This window comes from Bacteroides sp. CAG:633, from assembly GCF_000435115.1.
Classification (GTDB): domain Bacteria; phylum Bacteroidota; class Bacteroidia; order Bacteroidales; family Bacteroidaceae; genus Bacteroides; species Bacteroides ndongoniae.
This window is the reverse complement of record NZ_FR882992.1, coordinates 23,756-42,031: the sequence shown is the minus strand read 5'-3', so window position 1 is coordinate 42,031 and position 18,276 is coordinate 23,756. Positions and strand designations below refer to the sequence as shown.

14 protein-coding genes and 1 tRNA gene are annotated in these 18,276 nt (G+C 46.2%); 7 read left to right on the top strand and 8 right to left on the bottom strand.

The genetic code is table 11. From position 1 onward, the window contains the following. Positions 1–115: 115 nt before the first annotated feature. The 3 genes from hpf to rpsU form a co-directional block, all read right to left on the bottom strand. The gene (gene hpf / locus QVP67_RS02305; protein WP_022161943.1) at positions 116–415 is read right to left on the bottom strand and encodes a ribosome hibernation-promoting factor, HPF/YfiA family; all 300 of its coding nucleotides are present in this window, start codon (positions 413–415) and stop codon (positions 116–118) included. An 18-nt stretch (positions 416–433) separates the two neighbouring features. Continuing rightward, positions 434–1,315 (bottom strand): tyrosine recombinase XerC, encoded by an 882-nt coding sequence (locus QVP67_RS02300; protein ID WP_288179816.1) that lies wholly within the window; start codon positions 1,313–1,315, stop codon positions 434–436. 74 nt (positions 1,316–1,389) lie between these two features. Then, on the bottom strand, positions 1,390–1,581 hold the full coding sequence (gene rpsU, locus QVP67_RS02295) for a 30S ribosomal protein S21 (protein WP_022161941.1): 192 nt from the start codon (positions 1,579–1,581) through the stop codon (positions 1,390–1,392). A gap of 325 nt (positions 1,582–1,906) precedes the next feature. Here rpsU and QVP67_RS02290 point away from each other — a divergent pair, with 325 nt between their 5' ends. Next, on the top strand, positions 1,907–3,688 hold the full coding sequence (locus QVP67_RS02290; RefSeq protein WP_022161940.1) for an aminopeptidase P family protein: 1,782 nt from the start codon (positions 1,907–1,909) through the stop codon (positions 3,686–3,688). Positions 3,689–3,727: 39 nt separating this feature from the next. Then, complete coding sequence (locus tag QVP67_RS02285; protein ID WP_022161939.1) at positions 3,728–4,243, top strand: gamma carbonic anhydrase family protein; 516 nt, start codon at positions 3,728–3,730, stop codon at positions 4,241–4,243. A gap of 100 nt (positions 4,244–4,343) precedes the next feature. Here QVP67_RS02285 and QVP67_RS02280 read toward each other — a convergent pair whose 3' ends face one another. Both QVP67_RS02280 and gltX read right to left on the bottom strand, forming a co-directional pair. Beyond that, on the bottom strand, positions 4,344–5,570 hold the full coding sequence (locus QVP67_RS02280) for a 3-deoxy-D-manno-octulosonic acid transferase (protein ID WP_022161938.1): 1,227 nt from the start codon (positions 5,568–5,570) through the stop codon (positions 4,344–4,346). 42 nt (positions 5,571–5,612) lie between these two features. Next, positions 5,613–7,139, bottom strand: coding sequence for a glutamate--tRNA ligase (gltX, locus tag QVP67_RS02275; protein WP_022161937.1), 1,527 nt, complete (start codon positions 7,137–7,139; stop codon positions 5,613–5,615). A 97-nt stretch (positions 7,140–7,236) separates the two neighbouring features. Here gltX and QVP67_RS02270 point away from each other — a divergent pair, with 97 nt between their 5' ends. Both QVP67_RS02270 and QVP67_RS02265 read left to right on the top strand, forming a co-directional pair. Beyond that, complete coding sequence (locus QVP67_RS02270; RefSeq protein WP_022161936.1) at positions 7,237–9,297, top strand: HD family phosphohydrolase; 2,061 nt, start codon at positions 7,237–7,239, stop codon at positions 9,295–9,297. A gap of 27 nt (positions 9,298–9,324) precedes the next feature. Next, complete coding sequence (locus tag QVP67_RS02265) at positions 9,325–10,092, top strand: hypothetical protein (RefSeq protein ID WP_022161935.1); 768 nt, start codon at positions 9,325–9,327, stop codon at positions 10,090–10,092. Positions 10,093–10,168: 76 nt separating this feature from the next. Here QVP67_RS02265 and QVP67_RS02260 read toward each other — a convergent pair whose 3' ends face one another. The 3 genes from QVP67_RS02260 to QVP67_RS02250 all read right to left on the bottom strand — a co-directional run bounded on the left by QVP67_RS02260 (position 10,169) and on the right by QVP67_RS02250 (position 14,141). Beyond that, on the bottom strand, positions 10,169–10,672 hold the full coding sequence (locus QVP67_RS02260; protein ID WP_022161934.1) for a low molecular weight protein-tyrosine-phosphatase: 504 nt from the start codon (positions 10,670–10,672) through the stop codon (positions 10,169–10,171). Between the two features lie 317 nt (positions 10,673–10,989). Next, entirely contained in the window at positions 10,990–13,458 is a 2,469-nt protein-coding gene (gene priA, locus QVP67_RS02255; RefSeq protein ID WP_022161933.1) for a replication restart helicase PriA, read from the bottom strand. Between the two features lie 116 nt (positions 13,459–13,574). Continuing rightward, positions 13,575–14,141 carry a porin family protein gene (locus QVP67_RS02250; protein ID WP_022161932.1) on the bottom strand — a complete coding sequence of 189 codons (567 nt, stop codon included), beginning with the start codon at positions 14,139–14,141 and terminating at the stop codon, positions 13,575–13,577. A 230-nt stretch (positions 14,142–14,371) separates the two neighbouring features. On the opposite strand from QVP67_RS02250, the gene QVP67_RS02245 reads away from it, so the two are divergent. From QVP67_RS02245 to QVP67_RS02235, 3 genes are all read left to right on the top strand, one after another. Next, positions 14,372–14,460 (top strand) — tRNA-Ser (locus QVP67_RS02245). 216 nt (positions 14,461–14,676) lie between these two features. Continuing rightward, the gene (locus QVP67_RS02240; protein ID WP_022161931.1) at positions 14,677–16,545 is read left to right on the top strand and encodes an alpha-L-fucosidase; all 1,869 of its coding nucleotides are present in this window, start codon (positions 14,677–14,679) and stop codon (positions 16,543–16,545) included. Between the two features lie 46 nt (positions 16,546–16,591). After that, entirely contained in the window at positions 16,592–18,157 is a 1,566-nt protein-coding gene (locus QVP67_RS02235; protein ID WP_288179814.1) for a sulfatase family protein, read from the top strand. Positions 18,158–18,276: the final 119 nt, after the last annotated feature.

Sequence of the window (18,276 nt, the reverse complement as noted above, 5' to 3'; positions counted from 1 at the left end):
GCTCTGGCCAACTGAGCTAAAGAGGCTTATTTTATGCAGCCGCTGCATCCTTGCTTAGGCTAAGCGGCTGCAAATTTAGGCATTTATTTTTTACCCGCAAAATTTTAGCGGATTTTTATTTGTTTCGTTGTTTTTCCTTGTACTTAACCAGCTGCTTTTCCAAAGCATCCAAACACAGGTCTACCGCTTCTTCGAAAGAGTCGCAAACTTTATTTGCATAAAATTCGCCATTCGGAACCAGCACTTTAACACCAGCTTCCTTATTTTCTGCAGTTTCTGGTTTAACTACCTTTAATGACACCTCTACTTTCTGTATATCATCGTAAAATCGCTCCAACTTAGCAGCTTTCTTCTGAATAAAAGCCTGCAATTGCTCTGACGCATCAAAGTGAATTGATTGAATTCTTACTTCCATAGTTACCTCCTTTTTTATTTAGGCCCGAGGATGAGCCTGGTTATACACTTTTTTTAGCTCCTCAAATGTAGTATGCGTATAAACCTCAGTCGTCGCCAAACTTTCATGCCCCAGCAATTCTTTAATCGCAACTAACTTTGCATCATGATTCAGCATCGTTGTCGCAAAAGTATGCCGCAGCACGTGTGGACTCCTTTTCTTTATAGCAACTACCTTTGAAAGAGTTCGTTTCACAAGGTTGGTAACGAAACTCCGAGAAAGACGTTCACCGTTTTCGCGAATAAAAAAAGCATTCGACCGAACCGGCGCTACCTCATTTCTCTTGTTGACATACTCGGACATCATCACCTTCAGCTCTTCGCCAAAAGGGATCAAGCGTTGCTTATTTCTTTTTCCCGTCACTTTAATCTGAGAAAGAGAAAAATCAACATCTCCATCATCGAGTCCGATCAGTTCGGCGAGACGCATTCCTGTTACATAGAACATTTCTATAACCAAGCGGTCCCGACAACCTTTAAATCCTTCACCGAAATCCGTATCATCCAACACACGATCCATATCACTCTCCTTTAAAAAGACAGGCAAGACCTTCTTCTTTTTAGGAGCCACCACTCTTCGCAGCGGATCAGAATCCACTTCTCCTTTGCGGAGCAGAAACTTGTAATAAGATCTGAGCGAACTCAACTTTCGGTTGATCGTAGAAGCAAGAAGCCCTTTATCCATCAAGCTTATCACCCATTCACGGATAAGTTCCGCATCTACTTCCGAAGGAGTCAAGTCTCCGACTTTTTCTTCTATAAAATCTTGCAGTTCTTGGATATCAGCTTTATAATAGGCTACTGTCCCCGCCGAATAATTCCGCTCATACCGCAAATATTCTATAAAAGCATCTATCAACAACATATCGCTACATCAATAATTCATGCAACGAATGTATGAAAAGAATTCAATACTTCAAAGGAATTTACGAATTATTAATCCTCTACTTGCTGAAGTTTTTGAACATAAACGGCATGTTCTTTCTTAAGTCTCTTAATTACAGACGGTTTGTCGAATTGTTGTCTGTTTCTTAATTCCTTAATAATGCCAGTCTTTTCAAATTTTCTTTTGAACTTCTTCAGCGCTTTTTCAATGTTTTCGCCTTCTTTTACAGGTACTACAATCATTTTTTTGTTTTTTAGTTGTTAATAGGTTAAAAATCTCACGATTAATTCGAGCCGCAAAAATACACATACTTTCTTTATTCACAAAACATTCCGAAGAAAAATCATAGAATAAGACTGAAAATCATGTTTTTCCAACAGCAACAAGCTAGTCATTCTTCAAAGCTATCAACCCAAAGACTCCCGATTCCCAAATACAGAAAACCGACGAAATGAACTCTCCTCTCTTCGATTCAACACAACTTAAGCCCACCAAAGTTGAATTATTAAAAGAAAGTAAGTAACTTTGGTGAAAAATCATCCCTTTTATATATAATATGTACGCAATATGAATCCGAACACCAATCTGCGTATTAAAGCGCTCCGAACTATTATGGAAAAAGAAGGCATAGCAGCCTTCATCATTCCAAGTACCGACCCACACTTAAGTGAATATGTAGCCCCACACTGGGAATCGAGAAAATGGATCTCGGGATTCACAGGATCAGCTGGCACAGTGGTCATAACTCACCATGAAGCCGGTTTATGGACCGACTCCCGTTACTTTTTACAGGCGGCACAACAGTTAGAAGGTACTGAAATAGTATTATATAAAGAAATGCTGCCAGAAACTCCCTCCATACCGGCATTTCTGTCTGCTCACCTAAAAACCGAAGAGACAGTAGGTATTGACGGCAAAATGTTTTCTGCCACACAAGTTGCTTTACTGGAAAAAGAATTGGCCGAAGCAAATATTTCTATCAAAGCCATTGCCGATCCCATGGAGGAACTGTGGACAGATCGTCCATCCATCCCAAACACCCCAGCTTTTATCTACGACATCTGTTATGCAGGAAAAAGCTGCGAAGAGAAAATAGAGACTATCCGTAAGGCTATCCTAAAAGACGGTGCAAAGTACATTCTGCTCACAGCTTTGGACGAGATAGCCTGGACACTCAATATCCGCGGGAACGACGTACACTGCAACCCCGTTGTTATCAGCTATTTATTAATAGGACAGGATAGTGTACATTTCTTTATCGAACCAGAGAAAGTAACCAAAGAACTTGCAGCATACCTCCATCACAGCAAGATAGAAATACATTCTTATAATGAAATCGAGCAATTCCTGAAGCAGCTGAACAACACAAGCATACTGGCAGAGCCATCCAAAACCAATTATTCGGTCTATTCGGCTATCGCTCCGGAATGTACGATTGTAACCGGCCCTTCCCCTGTAAGTCTGCTAAAAGCAATCCGAAACGAACAGGAGATAAGCGGAATACGTTCGGCTATGTTAAAGGACGGCGTAGCTCTTGTCAAATTCCTGAAATGGCTTGAGACAGCCGTACCGACCGGCAAGGAAACCGAAATCAGCATCGATAAAAAACTGCATGAACTCCGGGCCGCTCAACCCCTCTACATCGGCGAGAGCTTCGATACCATCGCCGGCTATAAAGAACACGGCGCCATCGTTCATTACGAAGCTACACCGGAAACGGACGTTGTTCTCAAGCCCGAAGGGTTCTTACTGCTGGATTCGGGGGCACAGTACCTGGACGGAACAACCGACATTACCCGTACCATTGCACTGGGCGAACTGACCGAAGAAGAAAAGACCGACTACACCCTCATCCTGAAAGGACATATCGCATTGGCCATGGCCGTTTTCCCCGAAGGAACACGAGGAGCCCAATTGGACGTACTGGCTCGTATGCCGATATGGCAGCATCACATGAACTTCCTCCACGGGACAGGTCATGGGGTAGGACATTTCCTGAATGTGCATGAAGGACCGCAAAGCATCCGGATGAACGAAAACCCTGTCACCCTGCACGTCGGCATGCTTACTTCGAACGAACCTGGAGTCTACAAAGCCGGAAGCCACGGCATACGAACCGAAAATCTGGTACTGACCGTACCGGCAGGCGAGGGCATGTTCGGCAACTATCTCAAGTTCGAGACTGTGACCCTATGTCCTATCTGTACGAAAGGCATTATTAAGTCATTGTTAACTACCGAAGAAGTCAACTGGCTGAATGATTATCACCATACAGTATACGAAAAACTTTCGCCACTTCTTGATGAAGACGAATGCCAATGGTTAAAGAACGCTTGCCAAGCAATTTAAGCACATCAATCTGTCAATCACATAATAAAAACTAAAAATATGGCATTAATAAAATCAGTAAGAGGATTTACACCCGAAATTGGAGAAAATTGTTTTTTGGCCGACAATGCCACCATCGTCGGCGATGTAAAAATGGGGCGTGACTGTAGTGTGTGGTTCAACGCCGTCCTACGAGGAGATGTCAATTCCATCCGTATCGGTAATGGAGTCAATATCCAGGATGGTAGCGTACTGCATACGCTGTACGAAAAATCGACCATCGAAATCGGAGACCATGTTTCTGTAGGCCATAACGTCACAATCCACGGAGCAACCATCAAAGACTATGCTCTGGTAGGCATGGGAGCCACTATCCTGGATCACGCAGTAGTAGGCGAAGGCGCCATCGTTGCCGCCGGCTCTCTGGTATTGAGCAACACAGTCATCGAACCGGGAAGTATCTGGGGAGGAGTACCCGCCAAATTCATCAAGAAAGTAGACCCCGAACAGGCCAAAGAGCTGAACCAGAAGATAGCCCACAATTACCTGATGTACTCACAATGGTATAAAGAATAACCACAAGCTTGTTATTCCATACCTAAAAATACTTTTTCAGCCGCCTCCGGCAACATGCCCAGAGGCGGCTGAAAACCATTAAAATATAAAGTTGGGAAAATCAGAAATTAATCATTCCCAATATCTTATCCGTTGCACCGGCATTACCCGTCACATATTGTCCGGCATTCGCACCAGTCTCTTTCAAGAACTTTTCGTCGGTAAGCAGACGGTCAAGCAACGCTTTCAGTTCCTCATAGTTCTTGATTGAGTAAGCACCTTTTGACTCGATCAGCTGAATAGCTTCCTGAAACTTCTGATACTTGGGACCAAAAATAACGGGAATGCCATAAACCGCTGCTTCGAGCGTATTGTGAATGCCTACCCCAAAACCGCCGCCAATATAAGCAATCTCACCATAACGGTAAATAGACGAAAGCAGGCCGAAGCAGTCTATAATCAGACAGTCAGCCTTACGCACATTCGTTTCATCGGCACGGGTATAGCGCACATAAGGACGCTTCAGCTTACCAATTATCTCTACCAGATGATTCTCATCAATCACATGAGGAGCAATAATCAGCTTGATTTCCGGATGCTGATTGAAATATTCAATAAACAAATCCTCATCGGGTTGCCAGGAACTACCTGCAACGAAAGTCATGGTATTGTTCTTAAACGCCTCAACCAGCGGCAACACTTTCGCTTCCTCGCGTATTTGCAGCACACGGTCGAAACGGGTATCTCCCACTACTGTTACACGATTGATGCCAATCTTGGCCAGATAGCGTTTGGAGCGTTCGTTCTGCACAAACAGATGATCGAAGTTGCGGAGTACATTGCGATACGTCCCCCCATACCACTTGAAGAATATCTGTCCGCGGCGGAATATGGAAGAAACGCTATACACCGGAATGCAACGTCTGTGCAGTTCGTCCAAGTAATTCTTCCAAAATTCGTACTTGATAAAGAACGCCATACAAGGATTTACCAGATCCAGAAACTTGCGTACGTTACGAGGTTTGTCAAAAGGCAGATAACAAACTACGTCTGCCCCTCTATAGTTCTTGCGCACTTCATAGCCCGACGGCGAGAAGAATGTCAGCAAGATTCCGTATTCGGGATACTTTTCGCGTATCTTCTCGATGAGCGGACGACCCTGCTCGAACTCGCCCAGCGAAGCAGCATGAAACCAGATATAACGTACATTCTTGTCCAACTGCTGACGCAACAGTTCATACACCACCCAATGCCCTTTCATCATCTTCCGAGGCTTGCGGCTGAACGGAGCATCCAGATGAACAAGAATATCATAAATGGCAATCGCCAAATTGTAAAGTACGCTCATTTAGTCAAGAATTAGAGGTACAACTTGTTGATACAGCAAATCTCAGGCTATCACTTCTACCGCACGCTGTATGCGTTGCAGTGTTTCTTCCTTACCCAGAAGTTCTGTAATGTCGAACATGTGGGGGCCTTTGCATTCGCCTACGACAGCCAGACGGAAAGCATTCATCACATTGCCCATATGATATCCTTTCTCGGTAATCCAGCCTATTACAACATCTTCGGCTGGTTTCGACGAAAAGTCTTCGATGCCACGCAATACTTCCATCAATTCACCCATAATGCGGGGAGTATCTTCCGACCAGCGTTTCTTTACATCCTTTTCTGCATAAGTGGCAGGTGCAACAAAGAAGAAAGCGGCCTGTGCCCAAAGTTCCTTCACGAAGTTCACACGGCCCTTCACCAAAGAAACCACTTTCGTCAGATATTCATCAGAATACTTGCTGACATCAACACCATTGTCTGCCAGAACCGGCTTGAACAACTGTGCAATTTCTTCGTCGGACTTGCGCAAAATATATTCATGGTTAAACCAGATACCTTTCTTATAGTCGAACTTCGCACCCGACTTGCTGCAATGACTCAGGTTGAACAGCTTCACCAGCTCATCCATCGACATCAGCTCCTGATCGTTACCGGGGTTCCATCCCAGCAAAGCAAGGAAGTTGATGACTGCTTCGGGCAGATAGCCTGACTCGCGATAACCCGACGACACTTCGCCCGTCTTCGGATCGTGCCACTCCAGCGGGAATACCGGGAATCCCAGACGATCACCATCGCGCTTACTCAGTTTACCGTTGCCTTCAGGCTTCAGCAACAGAGGCAGATGAGCGAACTGGGGCATCGTATCTTCCCATCCGAAAGCACGGTAAAGCAATACGTGCAAAGGAGCAGAAGGCAACCACTCTTCACCACGGATCACATGCGACACTTCCATCAGATGGTCGTCCACAATATTGGCCAGGTGATAAGTAGGCAATTCGTCAGCAGACTTGTAGAGTACTTTATCGTCAAGAATCGAGGAATTGATGACAACTTCACCACGGATAAGGTCGTTCACATGCACGTCTTCGTTCGGTTCAATCCGGAAGCGAACTACGTATTGCTTGCCGTCGGCAATCAAGGCATCTACCTCTTCCTTAGGCATCGTGAGCGAATTGCGCATCTGCATACGGGTCGAAGCGTCATACTGGAAGTTAGGAATCTCCTTACGCTTTGCTTCCAGTTCTTCGGGAGTATCGAAAGCGATATAAGCCTTGCCGGCATCGAGCAACACCTGCACATATTTCTTGTAAATATCGCGACGTTCCGACTGACGATAAGGACCGTAGTTTCCGCCGAAGCTAACTCCCTCGTCGAAGGGAATGCCCAACCACTTGAAAGACTCTAAAATATATTCCTCGGCACCCGGCACAAAGCGGTTGCTGTCAGTATCTTCTATACGAAAAATGAGATCGCCTCCATGCTGGCGTGCAAAGAGGTAGTTATATAAAGCAGTACGCACACCTCCGATGTGCAATGCGCCCGTTGGACTTGGAGCAAAACGGACTCTGACTCTTCTTTCTGTCATAATCTTCCTTACTTATAAATAATTTAGATGGCAAAATTAAGCCTTTTTTTCCACACTATTGTTTTTTTTTGTACTTTTCGCAAAAAATTCAAGCATTATGAGCTATTTCAACGAGAAACAGACCCGACTCTACAGAAATTTGCTATATAGAGCACTGATTTTCATCGGTACTGTCGCCCTTATTGTATACTTTCTGCCCCGCGACGGCAAATTCAACTACCAGTTTGATATTGACAAACCGTGGAAGTACGGCCAACTGATGGCTACCTTCGACTTTCCCATCTACAAGGATGATAAGGTAGTGAAACACGAGCAAGACAGCATACTGGCCAACTTCCAGCCTTACTATCAGGTAGACAACAGCATCGGCCAGGCTGCCATCAACAAGCTGAAGAACGATTATCAGCACCATTTGCGAGATATTCTGCCTTCGTCCGACTATCTCCGCCATCTGGAGAAAAAGCTGACTGAAGTCTACAGTGCCGGCATACTATCGACTGACAATCTTGAACAGCTCCGTCAAGACAGCACGGCTGCCATCATGATTATCGACGACAAACTGGCCCAACAGCGCAATACCGACAAGCTGTTTTCGGTAAAAAGCGCCTATGCCTACCTGATGAACGCCGACACCGTGCACTATCGCCGCGACCTTCTGCGTCAATGCTCGCTCAACGAATATCTGTTGCCTAACCTTACCTACGACCAGGAACGTACGGAGAGCGCACGGAAAGAAGTGCTCAACAACTACTCCTGGGCCAACGGCATCGTACTGAGCGGACAGAAAATCATCGACCGGGGTGAGATTGTCGACCAGGAAACCTACAACATACTGGAAAGTCTGCGCAAAGAATCCATCCAACGCAGCGAATCGGTAGGACAGAAACGTCTGATGCTGAGCGGACAGATTCTGTTTGTCAGCATCTTCATGCTCTGTTTCATGCTCTATCTCGACCTGTTCCGCAAAGACTACTATCTGCGCAAGGGCAGCCAGTCGTTGCTCTTCACACTTATCATGTTCTATTGCGTCATCACGGCCATCATGGTAGCCAACAACATCTTCAATGTCTACATCCTGCCTTACGCCATGTTGCCCATCATCATTCGGGTATTCCTCGACTCACGTACGGCTTTCCTTACTCATGTGGTAACCATCCTGATCTGCTCCATCTGCTTGCGCTACCCTCACGAGTTCATTTTGCTTCAGATATCTGCAGGTATGGTGGCCATCTACAGTCTGCGTGAATTGTCGCAACGCTCGCAGCTGTTCAAGACAGCCTTGCTGGTCATTCTGACTTATGCTACCGTATACTTTGCTTTCGAACTGATAACCGAAAACGACCTGTCGAAACTGAACGGTAGCATGTATACTTACTTCATCATCAACGGCATACTGCTGCTGTTCACCTATCCGTTGCTTTTCTTACTGGAAAAGACATTCGGTTTCACGTCCAACGTCACACTGGTCGAACTGTCGAACATCAACAACAGTCTGCTACGGCGTATGTCCGAAACCGTACCCGGCACCTTCCAGCACTCCATGCAGGTAGCCAACCTGGCTGCCGAAGCCGCCAACCGCATCGGCGCCAAAAGCCAGCTGGTACGTACAGGAGCCTTATATCACGACATCGGTAAAATGGAGAATCCGGTATTCTTTACCGAAAACCAGTCCGGAGGAATCAATCCGCACAAGAACCTGAGTTACGAACAAAGCGCACAGGTAGTTATCAGTCATGTAACGGGTGGACTGAAACTGGCCGAAAAGAACAATCTGCCCAAAGTAATCAAAGAGTTTATATCGACCCACCACGGACGCGGAAAGACAAAATACTTCTACATCTCGTGGAAAAACGAGCATCCCAACGAGGAACCCAACGACGAACTTTTCACCTATCCGGGTCCTAATCCGTTCACCAAGGAACAGGCCATTCTAATGATGGCCGACTCGGTAGAAGCCGCTTCACGCAGCTTGCCCGAATATACCGAAGAAAGCATCAGCAATCTGGTAGAGAAAATCATCGATTCGCAGGTAGAAGATGGCTACTTCAAGGAATGCCCCATCACCTTCAAGGACATCGCCACCGTGAAAGCCGTATTCAAAGAAAAGCTGAAGACGATGTATCACACCCGCATCAGCTATCCCGAACTGAAGAAATAGACGTTGAACCCTCATAATACCAAGACCATGAAAGCCACTATCCAAGAAGAAAAACGAGCCACGAGCTTCCTGCAAAAGAACGACATACGAGTGGAAGAAATCAGCAGCTTCCGATTCATGCAACGCTATACGCCGCAACCGGAAAAACACAGTAAGACCAACCTGTACGGATCGGGCATCCTGACCCTATTACTGAAGTCGGGCGAAGAAAAAGCACTGATTGTGCACCTGCGCCAGCACCCCACGGCTCTGATACACTTCCTGCTTTCACGCGGCATTCCTTTCGAAAACTGCCGGATGGGAAACCGGCCAGTTACCCGCCGTCCTGAGCCTGCAACCTACAAGCGCATGTCGCTCTACATGTTCTGGTATTTCATTCTTTTTGTGATTTGCCTCGGCATGGGGTTCTACACCACCACCCTTAGTCTGCCCGCAGGCATCCTGCTGCCCATCGTATTCTTCGGGATGAGTCTTTACTGCATGTATCTGCTCCAGACGCGTTTCTGCTATCTGAAGCTGGAAACCGACCGTCTGACCATCGTCAGCGCCGGACGTGAAATACACTACGCTTACGACGACGTGCTGAAAGTGAACTTCGACTTTGCCCGCGAGCCCAACGCCACACACATCATGGAGGTGCTGGACAGTACATACCGCTACCGTCTGTTTTACATCGGCCGTGTGCCCCGCACTCAACTGAACCAGCTCACAAACCAGCTACAACAAGTCGGCATAGACGCTACTTGTAGTCTGAATGCCGAGAAGCGACACTATCACGACGTGTACCATGGATAATGGAGAATGGATAATTGAGAATGGATAATGGGGAAGAGTTTCCTCCCATTAATTAATAATTTTCAATTCTCCATTCTCAATTATCAATTTTCAAATCCTCAAGCAGCCCGGCGCAGGCATCCTCCAGCAAGTCGAGCACATATTCGAAACCTTCGGCACCGCCGTAATAGGGATCGGGCACGTAGTCAGCATGCGTAAAGCGGGTGCAATAGTCCGTCATGCGGCGTATTTTGCGCTCGGTTTCTACCGAGGGAGCACGTTCCTTCAAGTCTTCGATGTTGCGGTCGTCCATACCGATTATCAGGTCGAAATCGTAGAAGTCGCTGGTACGGACAGGACGCGAACGGTGCGTCAGGTTGTAACCGCGCCGGATGGCATGGGCACGCATACGCGGGTCGGGCAACTCGCCCTGATGATAACTTAAAATACCCGCTGAATCTATCACAAACTGTTCCTCCAGTCCTGCTTCTTCCACCAAATGCCTCATCACTCCTTCGGCCGAAGAAGAGCGGCAGATGTTACCCAGGCAGACGAACAAAATCTTATGTTTCGGTTGCTGTTTCTTACTGTCTGTTTCCATTGCAATCATTGTTTACATCGGCACATGCCATTCGCGTGCAAAGGTAACAATTTTTTCATTGAATGGGCGTGAATCTTCATCTTTCACCACATTCCATTGTATATCAACCTCTTCCGGTGAAAGGTGAAGGATGAAAGGAGGTTTCCGGAAAGTCAATTTATAGCAAATGAAAGGTCATTTTAGAGGCTTCACAAGCCACACAAGTATCGCTTGCGAGAGACACAAGTGTCGCTCACGAGCCACACTTGCACGGCTCGCGAGCCGTACAAGTGTCCCACAAACGGATGACAAGTGTACATCAAAAAGGGAAATAAATCTTACATCGGATCTACGTCGTAGTAAACGATGAGCGACTTGAAGCGATCCTCGGCCACCATCTCGCGCTGCACCTGTACAAGCAACTGGCGGGCACGGGCCATCGAAGCATTCATCTCGATTTTCACCACAATCTTACGGATGAACAGCGTCTGAATGCGGGCCACGGGAGGTTTGTCGGGTCCCAACACCCGCGCGCCGAACACGGCACGGAGTTTGGCAGCCATCGTCTGAGCCATCAGGTCGAGCAACTGCTCGTTGCGGTTCTTCAGATAGACATACACCAAGCGATAATAGGGCGGATAGCGGAACATCTGACGTTCGGCCAACTGCCCAGCCACCATTCCCTCGAAATCGTTGTGCATCACTTGCGGGATGATGGGATGATCGATGCTCTTGGTCTGCAGTACCACCCTGCCCCGTCCATTCTTCCGACCGGCACGACCGGCTACCTGCGCCATCAGCTGAAAGGCACGCTCGTAGGCACGGAAGTCGGGATAGTTGAGCATCGTATCGGCATTGAGGATGCCCACCACACTGACATGATCGAAATCCAGTCCCTTGGAAACCATCTGCGTACCGATAAGAATGTCTGTACGCCCCTGCTGAAAATCGTGGATGATGCGTTCGTAAGCCGAACGGGTACGGGTCGTATCCAGGTCCATACGCGCCACACGGGCTTCGGGGAAAAGAACCTTCACGTCGTCCTCGATCTTCTCGGTGCCGAAGCCGCGGTTGCGCAAATCGACTCCTTCGCAGGCCGGACACTGACGCGGAACAGGCTGCGTATATCCGCAATAATGGCAGGTCAGCTGGTTCAGTCCCTTATGATAGGTCAGACTGACATCGCAGTTCTTGCATTTCGGTACCCAACCGCACGTATGACACTCTATCATAGGCGCAAAGCCCCGTCGGTTCTGGAAAAGAATCACCTGTTCTTTCCGATCGAGCGCCTCGTGCATGTACTGAAGCAGCAAAGGCGAAAAGGGGCCGTTCATGCGCTTCTTCCGCTGCAACTCCTTGATGTCAACGGGGATGATTTCGGGCAGTTGCAGTTCCTTGTATCTTTCTTTCAGTTCAACCAACGCATATTTACCGCCCTCGGTGGCATTGTACCAACTCTCCACACTGGGCGTAGCGGTACCCAGCAACGTCTTTGCTCCGTACATCGACGCCAATACAATAGCCGCGTTGCGGGCATGATAACGGGGAGCCGGATCTTGCTGCTTATAAGTATTCTCGTGCTCCTCATCGACAATTACCAGCCCCAACCGCTGGAAAGGCAGAAAGAGAGACGAACGCACACCGAGAATAATGTCGTAAGGATGCTCGGACAACTGTTTTTGCCAAACTTCCACCCGTTCGGCATCAGGGAACTTGGAGTGATAGATGCCCAGACGCGAACCGAACACCCGCTTCAGCCGTTCGGTAATCTGAGTGGTAAGAGCTATTTCGGGAAGCAGATAGAGCACCTGCCTGCCCTGCCGGATGACCTGTTCGATCAGGTGGATATAAATCTCGGTCTTGCCGCTGGAGGTGACTCCGTGCAGCAGACAGACATTCTTCTGCCGGAACGAAGCCAGAATCTCGTCATAAGCCCGCTGCTGATGCACGTTCAGTGCGTTCAGCGGCTCCTCTCCTCCGCCGGAAACCGTATCGAGACGGCCCACTTCGTAATGATATACCTCGAACACGCCTTTTTCCACCAGCGCGTTGAAAACGGCAGGCGTAGCGCCTGAACGCTGCAACAGTTCAGCCTTCGGCACCTCCTTCACCGTCCGGCCACCCAGGCAACCCGACAGTTCGATGTACTTCATCAGCAAGTCCAGCTGCTTCGGTGCCCGCCGTTGCAGTTCGTCGAAGAAGAAGTGCAGCCGCCGTTCGTTGCGGGCTGCTTCGGTCAGGCGTACACGGGTCTCGGTCTTGGGCTTATAGGTGCGCTTCAGTTCTTCCTTTACAAATAGTGCATCTTTCTCAAGCAACGACTTCACGACCGACAGGATGTTCTTCAGCCCGCTGTCTTTCTCCAACCGGGTCACGGTCTGTTCGGGGTCGGCAGTAAGCAGGTCAAAGACTTTCTGTTCGCGTTCGGTCAAAGGTTCGGTCGCCTCAAAGTCCGGATTAAGCTCCACCACCGTCTCACTCTCCAGCTTCAGGCCCGAAGGCAAGGCAGCCTTATAGACATCGCCCTGCGTACAAAGATAATAATCGGCCAGCCACTCCCAGAACTTGAACTGGAGCGGAAGCAGCACAGGCTGCGTATCGAGCACGGCCGACACGTCCTTTACCTCATAATCCTGCAGCTTCAGATAGTGCACATTGCGCACAATGCCGGTATAGAACTTCTTCTTACCGAAGGAGACCACCACCCGACAGCCTATCTGCACCTCCTCGTCCATATCGGGCGGCAGGGCATACGTGAAACAGGCATTCAAGGGCAAAGGCAATATGACATCGACAAACTTTTCCATCGTGCCGACAAAGATACGACAAAAAGACAGAAAGAGGGTGTATCAAATTAGGAAACTGCTTTCTCCAATCATCCTAAATTTTGATACACCCTCCTCAATAAGAGAAAATATATTTCTTAGAAAAGATAAGCTAATGAAATCTGCCAGGTCTTCGTTTTTCCATCACCAATAGCTTTGCCAGCCTCTTCGAAAGAAAAACTATCTCCCAAAGGAATCTGGTAATTTACACCGATCTGCAGATGTTGAATGAGCTTCACACCAGCACCGATATTCAAACCTACTTGTGTAGCTTTCGTATCAAAACCTTCCCATTTAGTATCTTTGAAATTAAAGAAAAAGTCCGGTCCGGCAGCTACATATACACCCAACATACTACCCAAGCCAATCGTATACTTCAGATTAACGGGAATTTCAATGCCTTGCTGTTTATATTCATCTCCCCGTTGTGAATACATCAACGCACCGTCAATGCCCAAACCAATTACCGGAATAGTAAACTCAGCCATCGGACCAATAAAGAAACCTGTACTATTATCCTTATTTCCTTCATATCCGCCACTCCAGTCTATCTTTGCCATGTTCACACCGCCTTTAAGACCCCACTTCAACAGTTGCGCTTGCGCAGGCGTAGCCATAGCCAGGCAGCAGATAGCCACTAAAAATACACCAAAAAACTTTTTCATAACTCTAAATGTTTAAGAATTTGCAACAAATATATAGATTATCTTAAAAAAAGAACAACATTTTTGCCAAAAAGTTCATTCCGGTCTTTTACAAGCTTTAAGTCTGCCCTTCTTCACCAAAGATTCGATTTAGCGCTCGTAAGGCAGAAAGTGAAAAGAAAATCGTAAAAAAACAGCTGGAAAAGTATAACGAATAAAAGAAAATCTTACCTTTGCACCGTCAAAAGGAAGGAAAGATGCCAGAGTGATCGAATGGACCGGACTCGAAATCCGGCGAACGGCTTTTGCTGTTCCGTGGGTTTGAATCCCACTCTTTCCGCTAAAGATATAATAATCAGCCCCTTTTAATGACATCTCAAAAAGCTGTTCATTTTAAGCACAGAATACACACTACTTATCAAATGGTTTGTTATTTCCTACGATGAATAAGTGTGTAATCTGTGCTTAACTATTTTTATAGATATTGCATGAGACCGCCTCAACGATGAAGTAAGTCTGTGATTCAGCCTTCTTAACCTTAAAAACTATTGTAGCTATGAGCAAAAATACACTTACCCCCCGACGTCATTTATCGAAATCTATTCTAGCTTCTTGCCTATTGAGCATTTTTACTTTGACTGGACATGCTCAACAAGATACTACATTGTATATAAAACATGTAAGTTTCCCCCCTAATGCAACCCTAGAACAGAAAGTATCAATAGCTGCCCGCCTCGTCCCTTCCCCCCAACAACTGGAATGGCAAAAAATGGAACTGACCGCGTTCCTTCACTTCGGTATAAACACATTTACCGGACGCGAATGGGGAAACGGGACAGAGGATCCGGCTTTATTCAATCCTACAGAATTAGATGCCGAACAATGGGTACAAAACCTGAAAGAAGCCGGATTCAAAATGGTATTACTTACAGCCAAACATCACGACGGCTTTTGCCTATGGCCTACCCAAACAACCCAGCATTCGGTAGCATCCTCTCCTTGGAAAAACGGCAAGGGTGATGTCGTAAAAGAATTACGTGATGCCTGTAGCAAATACGATATGAAGCTTGGTATTTATCTTTCGCCTTGGGACCGAAATGCCGAATGTTATGGCGACTCACCACGCTATAACCAATTCTTTATAGAGCAACTGACTGAATTACTGACCAACTACGGTGAAGTGCATGAAGTCTGGTTTGATGGAGCCAACGGAGAAGGACCCAACGGAAAAAAACAAATATACGACTGGGATGCCTTCTACAAAACCATCCAGCGTCTGCAACCCAAGGCCGTAATGGCTATTATGGGAGACGATGTCCGTTGGGTAGGTAACGAAAAAGGAATCGGACGAGAAACAGAATGGAGTGCAACCGTCCTGACACCAGGCATCTATGAACGTTCGAAAGCCAACAACAAACGTTTAGGAATATACAACCAAGCTACAGACTTGGGTAGTAGAAACATGTTGGACAATGCAACCGAACTTTTCTGGTATCCTTCTGAAGTAGATGTATCAATCCGCCCAGGATGGTTTTGGCACGAAAACGAGAATGAAAAGGTGAAAAGTCTGAAACATCTGACTGATATATATTTCCAATCGGTCGGTTATAATTCTGTATTACTACTCAACATTCCTCCCGATAAACGTGGATTGATACACGAAGCAGACATCGCCCGTTTAAAAGAATTTGCAGCCTACCGCCAACAAGTTTTCTCAAACAATGCAGTATTAAATGGACAAGCCTTATGGAAAACGGGAAATGACTCAACATGCATATATAAATTAAAACCCGAATCAAAAATAAACATAGTCCTGCTACAAGAAGACATAACACATGGTCAACGAGTAGAAGAATTTGAAGTAGAAGCTTTAGTAAACGGAATATGGCAACCGATAGGAAAAGGCACTACTGTCGGCTATAAACGGATGATCCGCTTCTCTGACATAGAAGCAACTGCTTTAAAAATCAGTATAAAAAGTTCGCGCTTGGAAGCACGCATTAACAATGTGGCAGCCTATTATGCCCCAGCTATCGGCGAGCAACAAACAACTGTTTCTTGGAATAATCTGCCCCGAACATCTTGGAAAAGCCTCTCTGAACAACCATTAGTGATTGATTTAGGAAAGACTGTGTCACTAAAAGGATTCACATACGCCCCCTTAAATGAACAGGCTAAACCAACAATGGCTTATCGGTACAATTTTTCCACCAGTTTAGATGGGAAGAACTGGAAAAGAATTCTCCAACATGGAGAATTCAGTAATATTATGCACAATCCTCTACCTCAAACAGTACAGTTCGAACAAGAGGAAACAGCCCGTTTCATTAAACTGGAAGCTACCACTCCCGACGATAAACCCGCTATTGTAGAAATGGAAGAGATTGGAATAACATTAGTCGGACATGAAGCTACATGTCAGTAGCCTTTTACTACTTATAATCAAACGATCATTATCAAAACAATATATTATGAATCATTCTCTCTACCCGCTTTTCGGAATAGCCACTGTAGCCTCCATGTTTTCAGCATGCCAGCAATCCGACAAGGTATCTAAGCCCTACAACATCGTCTACATCATGACCGATGACCACACAGCTCAGATGATGAGTTGCTACGATACACGTAACATCGAAACTCCCAACCTCGATCGCATTGCTCGCGACGGTGTTCGTTTCACTAACAGTTTTGTTGCCAACTCGCTTAGTGGCCCCAGCCGTGCTTGTATGCTCACAGGCAAACATTCTTGTGCCAACAAGTTCTATGATAATACGACTTGTGTTTTCGACAGTGCTCAGCAAACTTTCCCCAAGCTACTCCAGAAAGCCGGCTATCAGACGGCCGTCGTAGGCAAATGGCATTTGGAAAGCCTTCCTTCCGGATTTGACTATTGGGAAGTAGTACCCGGACAAGGTGATTACTACAATCCCAATTTTATCACTCAAAATAATGATACTATCCAAAAGGAAGGTTACATCACCAACATCATCACAGATGATGCCATCGACTGGATGGAGAACAAACGCGATAAAGAAAAGCCTTTCTGTCTTCTGATTCACCACAAAGCTATCCACCGCAACTGGATGGCCGATACATGTAATCTACATCTTTACGAAGACAAAGAATTCCCACTGCCCAATAACTTCTACGACGATTATGAAAATCGTCTTGCGGCAGCATCTCAGGAGATGAGTATTGTTAAAGACATGGATCTAATATACGATCTTAAAATGCTGAAAGAAGGGAAAGACAGTCGGCTTAAAGCTCTTTACGAAAGTTTCCTTGGCCGTATGAACCCCGCACAACGGAAAGCTTGGGACGACTTCTACAACCCAATTATTGAAGACTTTTACCGCAAGAATCCCCAAGGCAAAGAACTGGCAGAATGGAAATTTCAACGCTATATGCGCGACTACGCCAAAGTCGTAAAATCACTAGATGATAATGTTGGCCGTGTACTTGATTATCTGGAAGCAAATAGCCTACTCGATAATACACTAGTAGTCTATACTTCTGACCAAGGCTTCTACATGGGCGAACACGGATGGTTCGACAAACGTTTTATGTACGAAGAATCTATGCGTACACCGCTCGTCATGCACCTACCATCCGATTTCAAAACACGTGGTGACATTCCACAACTGGTACAAAATATCGACTATGCCCCCACCTTCCTCGAACTGGCAGGTGCTCCTATTCCCAACGACATTCAGGGTGTATCCCTACTCCCTCTGCTTAAAGGTGAAAAGCCTGCTGACTGGCGTAAAGCACTTTACTATCACTTCTACGAATATCCGGCTGAACATATGGTAAAGCGGCATTATGGCATCCGTACCGAACGCTACAAACTGATACACTTCTATAACGACATCGACGCTTGGGAACTCTATGACATACAAAACGACCCAACTGAAATGAACAACCTATACGGGCAAAGCGAATACGACTCTATTGTAACCGAACTAAAAGCAAATATGCTCGAACTTCAGGAACAATACAATGACCCTGTTCGTTTTTCCACTGAAAAAGACCGCTAAGATATCCAATAATATAGATGGCAGTTGTTTCCTCCAAAACAGAAATTATGTTTCTGAAGGGAACAACTGCCACATTTTTTCATTGACACTGCTAAAAAGTAAATATAAAAGTTTCTTAT